This window comes from Corynebacterium pygosceleis (assembly GCF_016595275.2).
GTDB lineage: Bacteria > Actinomycetota > Actinomycetes > Mycobacteriales > Mycobacteriaceae > Corynebacterium > Corynebacterium pygosceleis.
Map to the genome: position 1 here is coordinate 287399 of NZ_JAENIQ020000004.1, position 14139 is coordinate 301537.

Annotated in this window: 13 protein-coding genes and 1 pseudogene; 7 read left to right on the forward strand and 7 right to left on the reverse strand. The window is 66.1% G+C overall.

The window, feature by feature from the left end:
- Positions 1-16: 16 nt before the first annotated feature.
- The 5 genes from JIM94_RS09880 to JIM94_RS09900 form a co-directional block, all read right to left on the reverse strand.
- Entirely contained in the window at positions 17-1468 is a 1452-nt protein-coding gene (locus JIM94_RS09880) for a hypothetical protein (RefSeq protein WP_200254665.1), read from the reverse strand.
- Between the two features lie 202 nt (positions 1469-1670).
- Positions 1671-2420 (reverse strand): sugar isomerase domain-containing protein, encoded by a 750-nt coding sequence (locus tag JIM94_RS09885; protein WP_200254667.1) that lies wholly within the window; start codon positions 2418-2420, stop codon positions 1671-1673.
- Positions 2421-2537: 117 nt separating this feature from the next.
- Positions 2538-3872, reverse strand: coding sequence for a PTS ascorbate transporter subunit IIC (locus tag JIM94_RS09890; RefSeq protein ID WP_200254669.1), 1335 nt, complete (start codon positions 3870-3872; stop codon positions 2538-2540).
- Positions 3873-3911: 39 nt separating this feature from the next.
- Complete coding sequence (locus JIM94_RS09895) at positions 3912-4196, reverse strand: PTS sugar transporter subunit IIB (RefSeq protein ID WP_200254671.1); 285 nt, start codon at positions 4194-4196, stop codon at positions 3912-3914.
- Between the two features lie 55 nt (positions 4197-4251).
- Positions 4252-4695, reverse strand: coding sequence for a PTS sugar transporter subunit IIA (locus tag JIM94_RS09900; protein WP_200254673.1), 444 nt, complete (start codon positions 4693-4695; stop codon positions 4252-4254).
- Between the two features lie 586 nt (positions 4696-5281).
- On the opposite strand from JIM94_RS09900, the gene JIM94_RS09905 reads away from it, so the two are divergent.
- The 7 genes from JIM94_RS09905 to JIM94_RS09935 all read left to right on the forward strand — a co-directional run bounded on the left by JIM94_RS09905 (position 5282) and on the right by JIM94_RS09935 (position 11383).
- Positions 5282-6178, forward strand: coding sequence for an SIS domain-containing protein (locus tag JIM94_RS09905; RefSeq protein WP_200254675.1), 897 nt, complete (start codon positions 5282-5284; stop codon positions 6176-6178).
- 40 nt (positions 6179-6218) lie between these two features.
- Entirely contained in the window at positions 6219-7178 is a 960-nt protein-coding gene (locus JIM94_RS09910; RefSeq protein ID WP_200254677.1) for a PfkB family carbohydrate kinase, read from the forward strand.
- Positions 7179-7206: 28 nt separating this feature from the next.
- Positions 7207-8043 carry a class II fructose-bisphosphate aldolase gene (locus JIM94_RS09915; RefSeq protein WP_200254679.1) on the forward strand — a complete coding sequence of 279 codons (837 nt, stop codon included), beginning with the start codon at positions 7207-7209 and terminating at the stop codon, positions 8041-8043.
- Between the two features lie 139 nt (positions 8044-8182).
- Positions 8183-9016, forward strand: a complete 834-nt coding sequence (locus JIM94_RS09920; protein WP_200254681.1) for a DeoR/GlpR family DNA-binding transcription regulator — start codon at positions 8183-8185, stop codon at positions 9014-9016.
- 114 nt (positions 9017-9130) lie between these two features.
- Positions 9131-10297, forward strand: a complete 1167-nt coding sequence (gene nagA / locus JIM94_RS09925) for an N-acetylglucosamine-6-phosphate deacetylase (RefSeq protein WP_200254683.1) — start codon at positions 9131-9133, stop codon at positions 10295-10297.
- Between the two features lie 107 nt (positions 10298-10404).
- Positions 10405-10890: a DUF3054 domain-containing protein gene (locus JIM94_RS09930; RefSeq protein ID WP_248085988.1), complete on the forward strand. Its 486-nt coding sequence runs from the start codon at positions 10405-10407 to the stop codon at positions 10888-10890.
- Positions 10891-11092: 202 nt separating this feature from the next.
- Positions 11093-11383: a hypothetical protein gene (locus JIM94_RS09935; protein ID WP_200254685.1), complete on the forward strand. Its 291-nt coding sequence runs from the start codon at positions 11093-11095 to the stop codon at positions 11381-11383.
- A gap of 82 nt (positions 11384-11465) precedes the next feature.
- Here JIM94_RS09935 and JIM94_RS09940 read toward each other — a convergent pair whose 3' ends face one another.
- Complete coding sequence (locus tag JIM94_RS09940) at positions 11466-13016, reverse strand: acyl-CoA carboxylase subunit beta (protein WP_200254687.1); 1551 nt, start codon at positions 13014-13016, stop codon at positions 11466-11468.
- A 24-nt stretch (positions 13017-13040) separates the two neighbouring features.
- Positions 13041-14132 (reverse strand): annotated as a pseudogene (locus JIM94_RS11480) (alpha/beta fold hydrolase); the annotation flags it as partial.
- Positions 14133-14139: the final 7 nt, after the last annotated feature.

The following is a 14139-nucleotide window of genomic DNA, read 5'->3' on the forward strand; positions in this document are numbered from 1 at the left end:
GCCGCTCACCGCCGGTTTACTCCGGGGTGTAGAGCCGGATGTTGTCGACCGTGGCGGAACCCTCGTAGTAGTTCAGGTGGGGGATACCGATGACGAAGTTGTCCGGGTACGCGGAGTCGGAGGGCCACATCTCCTTCGAGAACGAACCGTGTTCACCCTCGAAGATCAGGGTGTCGTTGAAGCGTCCGTCGTACTCGTCCGGGGTCTGGTTGTAGTGCCAGATCGCGTGGCCGTCCTCACTGATGAAGGGCCGCTCGTAACGGTAGGTCTGGTGACCGACGTTCTTGAAGTTACCGCTCATCTCCTGCACATAGCCGGTGGCGGTGCGCTCGATGGCGAACGTGTAGGTCTCCTCAGGCATGAGTTCGGGCTGGAGTTCGACGGCGGACACGATGGTCGCGTCCTTGTCCGCGCCGTCACGGACACCGCACTCGGTGGGCATGATGAACTGGTTGTAGGCGAAGGCCTTGTCCCGCCATGCGCTTCCGTCGAAGAAGATCTCGTTGACGCCGTTTCCGTTGGATTCGGTGTAGGGGAAGATCTCCTTGGTGGCGGGGTTGCAGGCCTTGTAGACGCGGGCCCAGCCGCCGTTCACGGAGTAGATGTCCATGCCGACCTTGCGGTGGCTGTGGATGAAGATGTTGTTGTGCGGAGCGGGCTTCGCGTAGTCCATGATGGACAGCAGGTAGTAGCCGTTCTCCGCGGTGACGTTGCCCCAGGGCTTCGCGCAACCGTCGACCTTGTCGGCGCCCTCCTGGCTGTAGTCACCCTTGCGTGCCCAGGGGAAGTTGGTCTTGCAGTCCCCGGGGGTGTAGCCGTTGGTCTTACCGTCGTAGTCCCAGCCGTCGTTCTCCCCGCCGGGTCGCTTACCACCGAAGTCGAGGGTCTTGAGCTCGTACTCGACGCGGTACTGGCTGGGCAGCGGGTCGGTCGCGGTGAAGATCAGACCGCCGTCCCACGGGACGTTGATCTTGGCCGCACCGTTCTCGACATCCAGGGTGGGCGGCGTCGCCTTGGTGCCGTCGGGGTTGATGTCCCGGGTACCGATCTCGACGGTCAGCCAGCCCTCTTCACCGATCTCGGCGCGCTTACGCAGCAGCTTGAAGCTGTCGAGTGCACGGTCGAACCAGGGGCCTCCGATGTTCTTGAAGTAGATGCCGTCGTCGTCGAATTCGTCGACGTGCCACGGGCTGTCGTCACCGTAGGTGTCCTCGACCCACGGCACCGCATCGAGGTTCGGGGCGGTGTCGAAGGTCTCCTGGTGCTGGAGCTTCCAGCCCTCGCGGTGGGTGTCGTCCGTGGTCACGGGGGCGGAGCTGCTGCTCCCGTTCAGTGAACCGAACAGGTTGCCGAAGTCGATGTCACTCGACCCGACGGAGCTGCTCGACCCGGTGAAGCCGTAGAGCGGAAGACTCACGGCGCTGACAGCCAGAATGGCGATCGTCTTCTTCAGCGGGAGTTTCTTCATGGTGTTCTCCTTGCTGTGCGGTGCCGCGACGGCACCGGTGCGGATGACCGGACCCCACTCTCCTGTGTCGGTGTACCGGTCGTGGACATTCGGGGAAATCTGTGGAGCCTGCGCGGACCGCCCGCCCGCTTTCCCGCGGGAGAAAAAGGGGCGGGCGGTCTGTTCCGGCTGTGCCGCCCGGGCCGTCCGTGGACGGTTCGGACTAGTTGAGGTAGAAGATGCGGTCGGCGTTCTCGGCCATGTGCTTGGCGTTCCATTCCGCGCCACCGTCAAGGTTGGCGGCGAGGAAGACCGGCGCGGAGAAGCCCTTGGCGAGCAGCTTCTCGATGATGGCCGCGGACAGGCTGTGCAGCATGGCGGTGGAGGTCACGCCGGAGGCCGGGGTGAACTTCTGCGGAATGCCGTCCAGGGAGAGGACCGCGTCGCCCGGGTCGACCTTGTTGTCGAGGACGACATCGGCGTGATCGAGGAGCTTGGTTCCGTCCGGGACTCGGGAGTCGACGGCGGCGGTGTACTTCTTCGAGGTCAGGGCGACGACGAAGACGCCGTTCTCGCGGGCCTTGCGGGCGAGCTCCACCGGCACGGCGTTACGGCCGGAGACGGAGACGTCGATCAGGACGTCGCCCTCCTTCAGCGGGGAGTTGTTGAAGAGGACCTCACCGTAGCCGGGCATCTGCTCCATCTGGGAGCCGAGGGTGGTGGGGCGGGTCGTCAGTGCCTCGATACCCGGGCCGTAGAGGGGGTTGATGAGCATCAGACCACCGGCACGGTAGACGATGTCCTGGACCGGCAGCGACGAGTGGGAGGCACCGAAGGCGAAGATGCGCCCACCTGCGATGACCTTGTCCGCGATGGTGTCCGCGGCGTCCTCGATCTTGGGCAGTTCTTCCTCGCGGATCTTCGCGAGCAGGTCGGTGATTTCGTCGAAGTAGGTGTTGAGCAGGTCGGACATGTTCTTTCTCTTCCTTCTTTCTGGTTGTGCTTAATGGGTGGGAAGCAGGTGGCGGGCGGAGTGGTTCCCGCCCTGACCCGGTGCCCGGGGCGGTCACCCGGGCACCGGAGGGGGTTGTCAGACTCCGAAGAGCTTTCCGATTCCGTCCACGACGATGGCCGGGACGATGGCGTCCGGAACCGTGAATCCGAGGCCTTCGGCACCGTACGGCGTGAGATCGCCGAACACCTGCATGTTGAAGGCGTAGGAGATGAGGATCCAGCCGATGAAGCCCCAGAGGAAGCCACCGATCCAGGCGGCGGTGCGGCCACCGGTGGAGTTCGCGAAGATCGCGGCGGTACCGGAGGCGAAGAAGGCGACGATCATCGACGGGATCGGGACGGGCCAGCCGAGCGCGACACACAGTGCCATACCGGCGATCTGGCCGATGAGACCGGAGATCAGACCGACGAGCAGGGCGTTGGGCGCGAAGGCGAACAGGACCGGGACGTCGAGCGCCGGGATGGCGTTCGGGATGACCTTCTGGGAGATGCCCTCGAAGGCGGGGACGATCTCACCGATCAGCATGCGGACACCGTAGAGGAGGATGAGCATACCGGCGGTGAACTGCAGCGCCATGAGCAGGGCGAACACGATCCAGTTCTGGCCGTCCGAGATACCGCCGTCGTCGACGGCGGCCTGGAAGGCACCGGTGCCGCCGGAGACGACCGCGGCGGTCGCGGACAGCAGGGACACGATCGTCATGACGATGGTCGTGGAGACCGCGACGTCACGGAAGAAGGACAGCTTCTCCGGCAGCTGGGTGTCCTCGGTGGACTTCTCCTTGTTGCCGACGACCATGCCGAGGTAGCCGCAGAGGACGTTGAGCAGGGTCTGGCCGTGAGCGAAGGCGACGTCGTCGCCGCCGGTGATCCGGCGCACGAAGGGCTGGGCGATTGCCGGGGCGACCGTGTAGTAGAAGCCGACCAGCAGCGACGCGGTGAGGACCGTGAGGAACGGGTTGAAGCCGAGGGAGTGCATCAGGATGGTGAATGCACCGGCGTGGACCCAGATCATGTGGCCCGTGAGGTAGACGTAGTGCCAGGGGGTCACACGTGCCAGGAACAGGTGGAACATGTAACCGAACAGCATGGTCAGGCCGATTTCGGAGCCGATGGAACCGACTCCGGAGGACTGGACCGCGGAGACCACGGCCTCATCGAAGGTGACGAAGGTGGTGATTCCCGAGGTCGGGAACGCCATCTCGAACATCTGCTGGATGGGGGCGAGGCCCTTGACCAGGACGCCCGCACCGCCGCCGATGATCAGCAGTGACAGCGCCGTCTTCACCGTGCCGGTGACGACATCGCCGGTGGGCTTCTTCTGGACCATCAGTCCGATGAACGCGATCGCGCCGACGATGACGGCCGGGATCTGGATCAGCTGAACGATGAAATCAAGAACGGGATTCATGATGATTCTGAACCGATCTGTGTGGAATGGGCGGGGGAATTACTTGGAGTTGAACTCGTTGACGGCGTCGAGCACCTTGGTGCGGACCTCGTTCTTGTCGATGAGGTTGTCGATGAGCACGACGATGGCCTTCGTGCCCTGGACGTTGCTGGCCATGCCGCTGGTGGTGACGACGATGTCGGACGGCTGGGACTTGAAGGAGCCGAGGTCGATGGCCTGAACCTGGGCGTCGACGTTCTCGCCCTTGAGGAGGGTACGGATCTGGCTGGCGAGCATCATGGAGGTTCCGAGGCCCATGCCGCAGACGGTTGCGATGGAGATCATTGTGGTGTCCTTACTGTTGGTTTGTGGATGGTCTTGTGTGGAACGGATGAAGCTGTCAGTCGTCCGTCCGGTCCGCGAAGAGAGCGGCGAGTTCCTCGTCGGTCTCTGCGGCGCGAACGCGTTCGATCAGGTCACCGTCGGAGAGAACATTGGCCAGGGACTTGATCATCTCCATGTGGCCCTTCTTGTCACCGGCGGCGAAGGAGACGAGCACATCGACGGGATCATTGGCGGGGCTGCCGAACTCCACCGGGGTGGACAGGGTGACGACAGCGGTACCGGCCCGCTTGACGCCCGCCGCCGACTTCGCGTGCGGCATCGCCAGGCCGGGCATGAGCACCATGTAGGGACCGAACTCCGTGACACCGTCGATCATCGCCTCTGCGTAGTCACTGGTGGCGATCCCCTCCCTCTCGTACAGACCACCGACCAGGCGGATGGCTTCACGCCAGTCGGCTGCACTCTGCTTTGCGGCGACCGCATCGGGTTTGAAGGTCATTGTGTCCTCATCCTCCGGTGATGTTTTGTGATTGTTTTCGTTGACTGGTGCCCGACCTGACCTGTCGGACACCCCGCGGGGAGCGGGTGAGTGTGGCCCAACCCCCCCTGAACACGCTCTGTGCCTGTCACAACACTGATCGTATTGAGCGTTTTTGCTTGAGGCAAGCCCTTTTTTCCAGTTTCGATCAACAAGGCGAACCGCGCTCCCCCCGCCTGAAAGCATTTCTGGACAACACGGCAAATGGCCCGCCATATCCCCTATTGAGCTTTTTTGAAACCCTCACCTGCATAAATAATCTTGTTGTGACCCATCACACACTTCATGGACGACCGGGAGTGTCGTCACTCGACACCGTAAAAACCGGCCCGACAACCACCCCCGAGTGTGAAATATCTCTGATCGCTTGACGATTGGGTAGACAGCTTTTCAATCATCTGCAATCATCAAGAATGACAATCCGCTGATTTTCACTCACCGCCCGACGGCCGGACAGCCGGTGGACGGCACGAGGACAGGCGGATCGCCGATACCGCCAACAGCAACGAATCAGCCACACACAGTCTTTCGTTAGGAGACGATCAACATGAGCAGTGCACTCGGCACCCACATGGAGCAGGAGCTCACCAGCCAGCCGGACACCTGGCAGAAGGCCCTCGACATGGAGCAGGAACGCTCCGTCCTGCCGAAGTCCGGTGAGCGCGTCGCGGTCGTCGGCTGCGGCACCTCCTGGTTCATGGCGCAGTCCTACGCGGCTCTCCGTGAGAGCGCCGGACACGGCGTCACCGACGCCTACACCGCCACCGAGGCCCGCCTCGACCGCGACTACGACGTCCTGATCGCGATCACCCGTTCCGGCACCACCAGCGAGATCATCGACCTGCTGAAGGAGGTCGGCGACCGCATGCGCACCATCGCGGTCCTCGGCGACCAGAACTCCCCCGTCGCCGAACTCGCCGACCACGTCATCAACCTGGAGTTCGCCGACGAGCAGTCCGTCGTCCAGACCCGCTTCGCCACCACCGCACTGACCTTCCTCCGCGCCTCCATCGACGACCGTTCCGTCATCGAGCGCTCCATCGCCCAGGCCCGCGAGGTTCTCGCCGCCGATCTCGACGACAAGCTGGTCAACGCGGAGCAGTACTCCTTCCTCGGCACCGACTGGCGTCTCGGTCTCGCCACCGAGGCCGCCCTGAAGATGCGCGAGTCCTGCCAGGCCTGGACCGAGTCCTACAGCTCCATGGAGTACCGCCACGGGCCGATCGCCATCGCCTCCGAGGGCCGCATCACCTGGAACTTCGGCCCCGCACCCGAGGGACTGGCCGCCCAGGTCGCCGACACCGGCGCCACCTTCATCGACGAGGACATCGACCCCATGGCCGATCTCGTCCGGGTCCACCGGATCGCCCTGGCCACCGCCCGTGCCCGTGGTCTCGACGCGGATCACCCGCGCAACCTGACCCGCTCGGTCATCCTGAAGTAACCGCAGTAGACACACTGGCCCCGACACGAAGGATCAGCACGTGAGCGCTCAACCCACCGCAGACACCGGCTCAACCGCCGCCGTCGTCGCCATCACCCCGAATCCGGCCCTCGATGTGACGATCACGCTGGACCGCCTCGTCCCCGAGAAGACGCACCGCATCGACACCGCGCAGCGCAAACTCGGCGGCAAGGGGGTCAACGTCGCGGCGGTCGCCGCTGCGGAGGGGTACCCGGCGGTCATGCTCGGACCGGTCAACGACGATGCACCCGGCCACGTCCCCGCCGAGGGCAAGGCCGCACCCGAGGCGGCGTTCACCCCGACACCGGTGCGTCTCCGGGAGACCTTCGCCATCCACACCACCGGCGACGGCGCCACCAGCATCATCAACGAGAAGGGTGACCGCCACCCGGCGGAGATCTGGGCCGAACTCGCAGACCAGCTGGAACGGACGCTCGCCGCACACCCGGGCAGCACCGTCACGGTGTCCGGTTCCTGGCCGCCCGGCGCGGACGAGAGCGTTCTCGGGACGGTGATCGACCGCACCCGGAAAGCCGGGGCCCGGATCATCGTGGACTGTGCAGGGGCCCACCTGAAGGCCGCCTGTCGCGCGGGGGTGGACGTCGTCAAACCGAACGCCGCCGAACTCGCGGAAACCACCGGTACCGATGATCCCGAGGCCGGCGCGGCACAGCTGCTCGACCTGGGTGTCGGGCTGGTCATCGTCTCCATGGGTGAGGAGGGACTGCTCGCCGTGGATCGTGGGGGCAGTACCCGGGCACGTCTCCCGGAGCCCCTGACCGGCAACCCGACCGGCGCCGGAGACGCCCTCGTCTCCGCCCTGGCGACCGGTCTCATCGACGGGCTCGGGCGGGCGGAACTGCTCCGTCGCGCCACCGCCTGGTCGGCGGCGGCCGTCCTCGAGGACACCGCCGGTGTGATCAGCGACCGGTGGCGGGAACTCGCCGACACCGTACTCATCGACGAACGCACCAACTGACCCACTCCCACGAAGGAACTCCACCACCATGACCAGAATCAACACCTTCGACATCGTCAAGGACGCAGCGGAGAAGAACATCGGCGCCGCCGCCTTCAACGTCATCCACCTCGAGACCGCGGAGGCGCTGGTTTCCGCAGCGGAACGCGCCGGAAAGCCGGTCATCCTCCAGATGAGCCACAACTGCGTCCGGTACCACGGGGACAACCTGGAGCCCATCGGCCGCGCCATGATCGCGCTGGCCGAGGCGTCCTCCGCCCCGATCGCGGTCCACCTCGACCACTGCGAGTCCGTCGAACTGGCGAAGCAGGCCATCGACCTCGGCTTCGACTCCGTGATGTACGACGGCTCGACCCTGAGTGTCGAGGAGAACATCGCGAACACCGCGGAGGTCGTCCGCTACGCCCACGAGCGCGGCGCGACGGTCGAGGCGGAACTCGGTGAGATCGGCGGCAAGACCGCCCACACCCCGGGTGTCCGGACCAGTCCGGAGGAGGCGAAGCAGTTCGTCGCCGACACCGGTGTCGACGGCCTCGCCGTCGCCGTCGGTTCCGAGCACGCCATGCAGGAGCGCACCGCATCCCTGGACATCGATCTGATCGGTGAGCTCAAGACCGCCGCCGGTGTGCCGCTCGTGCTGCACGGTTCCTCCGGGGTCCCGGACGAGGAGATCCAGCGCGGTATCCGTGCGGGCATGACGAAGATCAACGTGTCCACGCACCTCAACGGCCACTTCACCCACGCCGTGCGTGCGTTCCTCGACGATGATCCGAAGGTGACCGACTCCCGCAAGTACATCAAGGCCGGACGCGAGGCGCTGAGTGCGGAGGCGGAACGACTGATCGGCGTCTTCACCGAAGTATAGAATCAGCTGCACGGGTTCACCGTCCGGTCACCGCTCACGGGACGGAGCGCGGTGACCGGACACCCCAGGTTTTCCCGTCCCCGGTGCGCACCCGACTGCGCACGATTCACCGCATGATGCCAATGCAGGAGGAAGCGCGATGATCCGCAGTGAGCGACTCACCACGATTCTCGACACGATCGCCGACACCGGCACGGTCACCGTCGAGCAGCTCGTGGAGGATCTCGACATCTCCCCCGCCACCGCACGCCGTGATCTCGACGCCCTCGCCGAACGTGGTCTGCTCCGCCGGACCCGGGGCGGGGCGCGCAGCAACATCGTCGCCTTCGACACCCCCGTCCGCCAGAAACGGATGCAGCAGCTGACGGAGAAGACCACCATCGCGAGGCACTGCCTCAGTTACCTGGAACCCGGATGCGTGGTCGGGATGTCCGGCGGTTCCACGGTCGGGACCATCGCCCAGCAGCTGGTCGAGTGGGCCGCCGAACAGACTCCCGGCGGTGACGTCCCCACGACCTACCCGGTCGTGACCGTCGTCACCAACGCCATCGACATCGCCTACCTGCTGGCGGGCAGCACGAACATGAAGATCGTCCTCATCGGCGGAGTCCTCAACGGCAACTCCTACGAGCTGACCGGCCCCCTGGGTGCCACGGTGCTCGGCCAGCTGAGCATGGATGTCGCCTTCCTCGGTGCGAACGGCATCGACGAGAACGGCCCCGGTACGGTCGACGAGTTCGAGGCCCAGACGAACCGGATGATGGCGACCCGCGCGATCACACCGGTCGTCGTCGCCGACCACGCGAAGTTCGGGCGTCGCTCCTTCTCCTCCCTGGGCGGCACGGACACCGTGAGCACCATCGTCACCGATGCGGGCGTGGATCCGGACTGGTCGAGGAGACTGACGCAGCTCGGCTACAACGTGGTCGTCGCCCGGCAGGACAGTTCCCCGGTGCAGCGTTCCGTGATCTGACAGCCGGTGATGTGCATCGAATCCCGTTCCCGATCCGCTCTTCCCGCTCCCCCGTTTTTCACCGGATAATCCGGCTCATCCTGCGCGACCAACCGAAAAGGACCGTTCAGAACCATGTCCACCCTCATCATCCACTCCGCGACCCTCTACGACGGCAGCATCGGCGGAACCACCGACGACGGCGCGCTGCGCATCGAGGACGGCACCATCACCCACGTCGGAACCACCGGGGACTCCCGCACCTGGCCCTCCGACGGAGCCGAGATCATCGACGCCGGTGGTGCACCGGTCGTCCCCGGCTACATCGACGTCCACCACCACGGTGGCGGTGGTGTCGCCTTCGACGACGGGCCCGAGGCCACGGTCCGCGCACTCGCCGAACACGCCGCCCACGGAACGACCCGGGCGGTGCTCTCCTACGTCACCGACTCCCTCGACCTGATGGAGAAGCGGATCCGGGACGGAGCGGCGATCGTCCGCGACAATCCCCGGGTCATCGGTCTGCACCCGGAGGGACCGTTCCTCGACCCCGGGCACAAGGGCGCCCACCCCGAGCACGAACTGAAGGACCCCACCGACGAGAACGTCCGCCGTCTCCTGGACGCCGGTGAAGGCACCATCGTCCAGATGACGATCGCCCCCGAGCGGAACAACGGGACCGAAGCCGTCAGGATGCTCGTGGACAACGGTGTCGTCGCGGCCGTCGGCCACACCGACGCCTCCTACGAGACCGCCCGCGAGGCCTTCGACAACGGTGCGACGCAGCTGACCCACGCCTTCAACGGCATGAACGGCATCCACCACCGTGCCCCCGGGCCGGTCGTCGCGGCACTCCGGGACGACCGGGTGTGGATCGAGATCATCAACGACGGGATCCACGTCCATCCGCAGGTCGTCCGTTCCCTGTTCCTCGAGGCACCGCAACGGGTCGTTCTCGTCACGGACGCGATGTCCGCGACCTGCAACCCCGACGGCGACTACATGCTCGGCCAGCTCAAGGTGAAGGTCCGCGACGGTATCGCACGCCTCGCGGAGGGTGGTTCACTCGCAGGTTCCACCCTGACCATGGACCTCGCCGTCGCCAACGCCGTCCGCGAGGTCGGTGTCCCCCTCGATGTCGCCGTCGCCGCGGCCACCGGGCACGCGGCACGCTGCATCCGGATGGACGACCGTTTCGGCCGTCTCGCTGTCGGATACCCGGGTGACGTCCTGATACTGGACGCCGAGACCCTCCTGCCCACCCGTATCTGGGCCGACGGTGAAGCCGTCGAACCGGCCTGAGGCCTGACGGGCCGGGGTAGGATCAGGGTGGAGGGGCCCGATACCGGGTGACCGGGCGTCGGCCCCTTCCCGAACAGGCCCGAGAGGCACGCAGTGAGGAGCCCACCGTGACCAGAACCCCGACCTCCCCGACGGCTTTCATCGCTGGTCGGCGGCGCGCACTGAGCGCCGACCTCACCGCCGTTCTGCTGTTCGCGCTCCTCGCGCGTCTGGCGCACCGGGGCGACGGGCTCGAGTTCTCCGTCGGCGGTTGGCTCGCCACGGCATGGCCCTTCCTCGCCGGTGTTCTCCTCGCCTACGTCATCCTCGCGGTGAAACACCGCGAACCCCTGCCCGTCAACCCGGGGGGAATCACCGTCTGGCTGGTGGCTCTCGTGACGGGACTGACCATCTGGGGGATCGGGCACAACTCGATCCCGCACTGGTCGTTCATGATCGTCGCCGGCGTGATGTCCGCGCTCCTCCTGCTCGGGTGGCGGACCCTGGCCCGCCGCCTGGGCTGGGTACGCGTCGGCAGGCGTTTCCGCACAGCGGACCGGCGACTGCGGAAACGTCGCGCCCGGAACCAGAAGCGGAACCGCCGGCTGAAGTAGGCTCCACCGGGGCAGGGGCGGCTCAGTGGTGGACCGGTGGGCCATAGACGGGCCTCCCGGCCGACGTCCACTGCGGCCACCCCGGCGGTGCATCCATCGGGCGGGTATCAGGAGTACAGTTCTAAGGCGTCAGATCAGCTGCACGCGGCCGGACAGGTGGCCCGTTCGCGGCACGGTCAGTAGCCCGGAAGGAACCGCCCCTGTGCCCGTCGTACGCAGTCCGCAACCCCTGGCCCACTTCTCGCAGCTGGGGAGCCTCCAGGACAGTCCCGCCGTCTGGTTGAGCGTCATCACGCTCATCGTCCTCACGGCGACGGCCGTGTACGCCACCGAACGCGGCACCGACTCCGCTCCGCCGACCGCACTGCTCTGCGCGGCACTGTGCCTTCTCGCACCGGTCGTCGGACCGGTGCTGTGGATGCTCGTGCGGGTGGTCCTTCTCCCGCCGGATCATCGACGGGAACGGGCGGACACGGTCCGACGACACCGGTGACCCACTCCCGGAGCCGGGCGTGTACGGGTTCGGTGACAGAGCTCCCGGAGCTTCCGGGGCACCCGTACCGCCCAGGTGCCACTCACATCGGCATGATGGTGTGTTTCTTCCGCTCCACGGGCACCCGCTTGGTGGACAGCTGCCGCATCGCCTGCCGGAGCGCGACGCGGGTCTGGTTGGGTTCGATCATCGCGTCGATGTAGCCCCGCTCGGCGGCGACGTAGGGGCTGGTCATGTTCTCGTCGTAGAAGTCCATGAACAGTTTCTTCATGTACTCACGCTGTTCCGGAGGGGCTGCGGCGATCTGCCGCCCCTGGATCATGACGACGGCGGCGGCGGCACCCATCACGGCGACCTGCGCGGTGGGCCACGCCAGGTTGATGTCACCGGACAGGGACTTCGACCCCATGACGGCGTAGGCGCCGCCGTAGGCCTTGCGCACGATGAGGGAGATCTTCGGCACGGTGGCCTCCACGACGGAGAACCCCAGTTTCGCGCCACGGTGGATCAGACCGAGCTTCTCCTGCTCGACACCCGGAAGATAGCCGGGGGTGTCGACGACGAACACCAGGGGGATGTTGTAGGCGTCGCAGATCCGGATGAAACGGGAGGACTTGTCGGCGGCGTCGGCGTCGATGCAGCCGGCGTAGAACATCGGCTGATTCGCGATGACACCGACACTGTGGCCGTCGATGCGCGCGAAACCGGTGATCATGTTCGGGGCGTAGTCCGCCTGGATCTCCAGCAGACCCTCGTCGTCGAAGATCTGGTCGAGGAGATCGTGCATGTCGTAGCCGGCGTTGGTGTCGTCCGGCATGAATGAATCCAACGCGAGATCACGTTCGGTGGGGCTGTCGTCCTCGGCCTCGAAGACGGGGGCCGACTCGAAACAGGAACTCGGGAGGTGTTCGAGGAGCTCGTGGACGTAGTCGTAGGCGTCCTCCTCGTCGGTGGCGACGTAGGAGACGTTGCCGTTGAGCATCTGCTCGTGGGCGCCGCCGAGCTCGGCCGACGAGATGACCTCACCGGTGACGCTCTTGATGACCTCGGGGCCGGTGACGTACATCTCGGAGCGGTCCGCCACGGCGACGACGAAATCGGTCGTGACCGGTGCGTACACCGCGCCACCGGCGCACTTGCCCAGCATGATCGAGATCTGCGGGCTACGCCCCGACAGGGGCAACTGGCGGCGGGCGATCTCCGAGTACATCGCGAGTGAGGTGACGGCGTCCTGGATGCGGGCGCCACCGGAGTCGTTGATGCCGATGACCGGGCAGCCGATCTTGATGGCCATGTCCATCACCTCGCAGACCTTCTTCCCGAAGGTCACGCCGACGGAACCACCGAACACCGTCTTGTCGTGCGCGTAGACCGCGACCGGGCGTCCCCCGATGCGCCCGTAGCCGGCGACGACACCGTCACCGTAGGGCGCGTCAGGGGTGTCGGGGGTACGACCGAGGGCCCCGATCTCGACGAAGGATCCCTCGTCGAGGAGCCGGGAGATGCGGTGGCGGGGCGTCGTCAGACCTTCGGCGTCACGCTTCGCGCGCGCTTTCTCACTGCCCGGGTCCTGTGCACGCGCGAGTTTCGCGTGCAGGTCCGCGAGCTTTTCAGCGGTGGTGTGGCCGGTCACGTCGCCCCTTTACCTCTTCTGGTCCTAGTTGTCGTCGCGGGCGAGTTCTTCGATGCGCCGGGTGAGGTGCGCGCCGACGGTCCCGATGACCGGCTCATCCACGATGGCGAGATGGTCGCCGCTCAATTGAACGATCTCCAACTCATTCACGATAGCGGACCATCCGCCGTCGGGGTCAATCCGCTCGAGCCGCGGTTCCAGCTCGATCGCACCGTCGTGCATGCGTTCCGCACGGAAGAGCAGAACCGGTACCCGCACATCGGCCCACCTGCCGAGATCGACCTTGTCGAGGATGCGGTTGTCGACGAAACTGGCGCGCTGGTGCTCGAGGACACCTGCGGACAGCCCGTGCTCGGTGGCGTCCGTGTTGGCGAGGAATTCACCCATCATCGCCAGCAGGGCCTCCTCACCGGCGCTCTCCAGGAGATCGAAGGGCACCGGGAAGTCCAGACCGTAGGTCTTCTTGGCGAAGGCCTGGTAGCGCAGCCACCGGGCCCTGGTCTCCTCCATCGTGTCCGGAACCGGCTCGGAGGGTTGCACGGTGTCGAGGAGGACGATCTGTTCGATCTCGATGTCGGAGCCGACGAGCTGGTGGGCGACCTCATAGGCCAGTGCACCACCGAAACTCCAGCCACCGAGGATCACGGGCAGTCCATCGGAATGGGCACGGATCTCGTCGATGTACGCGGCCGCCCGCTCCTCGAGGGAGCCCTCGAGGCGCTCGACACCGTAGACGGGAACGTCCTCCGGCAGTCGACGCATCAACGGCTGGTACACCACCGAGGAACCCCCGGCGGGGTGGAACATGAAGACGGCGGGCTTGTCCGAACCTTCGGCGCGCGGCCGCAGGACGCGGATGTTGCCCTCGACCTCGCTCTCGAGCCCCTCACGCACGGCATCGGCGAGCGGTTCGAGGGTTCCGGCCGCGAGGACCTGTGCGGCGGTGATCTCCGTGCCGGAGCGCTCGGTGAGGCGTGCCGCGATCGCGGTGGCGGTCTCCTCGTCGATCCCCGGCAACTCGCTGGTCACCCCGGCCGCGGCGGTACCGGTCAGGGTCGCCCAGGTGGCGAACACGAGCCGCTCGGAGGCGTCGCGGGGGGCGACACCCACACCCTGACCCTGG

Excerpts from the sequence above, each read along its gene's own strand:
- JIM94_RS09880 (WP_200254665.1), bottom strand. The coding sequence starts at position 1,468 with ATGAAGAAACTCCCGCTGAAGAAGACGATCGCCATTCTGGCTGTCAGC.
- JIM94_RS09885 (WP_200254667.1), bottom strand. The coding sequence starts at position 2,420 with ATGTCCGACCTGCTCAACACCTACTTCGACGAAATCACCGACCTGCTC.
- JIM94_RS09890 (WP_200254669.1), bottom strand. The coding sequence starts at position 3,872 with ATGAATCCCGTTCTTGATTTCATCGTTCAGCTGATCCAGATCCCGGCC.
- JIM94_RS09895 (WP_200254671.1), bottom strand. The coding sequence starts at position 4,196 with ATGATCTCCATCGCAACCGTCTGCGGCATGGGCCTCGGAACCTCCATG.
- JIM94_RS09900 (WP_200254673.1), bottom strand. The coding sequence starts at position 4,695 with ATGACCTTCAAACCCGATGCGGTCGCCGCAAAGCAGAGTGCAGCCGAC.
- JIM94_RS09905 (WP_200254675.1), top strand. The coding sequence starts at position 5,282 with ATGAGCAGTGCACTCGGCACCCACATGGAGCAGGAGCTCACCAGCCAG.
- JIM94_RS09915 (WP_200254679.1), top strand. The coding sequence starts at position 7,207 with ATGACCAGAATCAACACCTTCGACATCGTCAAGGACGCAGCGGAGAAG.
- JIM94_RS09920 (WP_200254681.1), top strand. The coding sequence starts at position 8,183 with ATGATCCGCAGTGAGCGACTCACCACGATTCTCGACACGATCGCCGAC.
- nagA (WP_200254683.1), top strand. The coding sequence starts at position 9,131 with ATGTCCACCCTCATCATCCACTCCGCGACCCTCTACGACGGCAGCATC.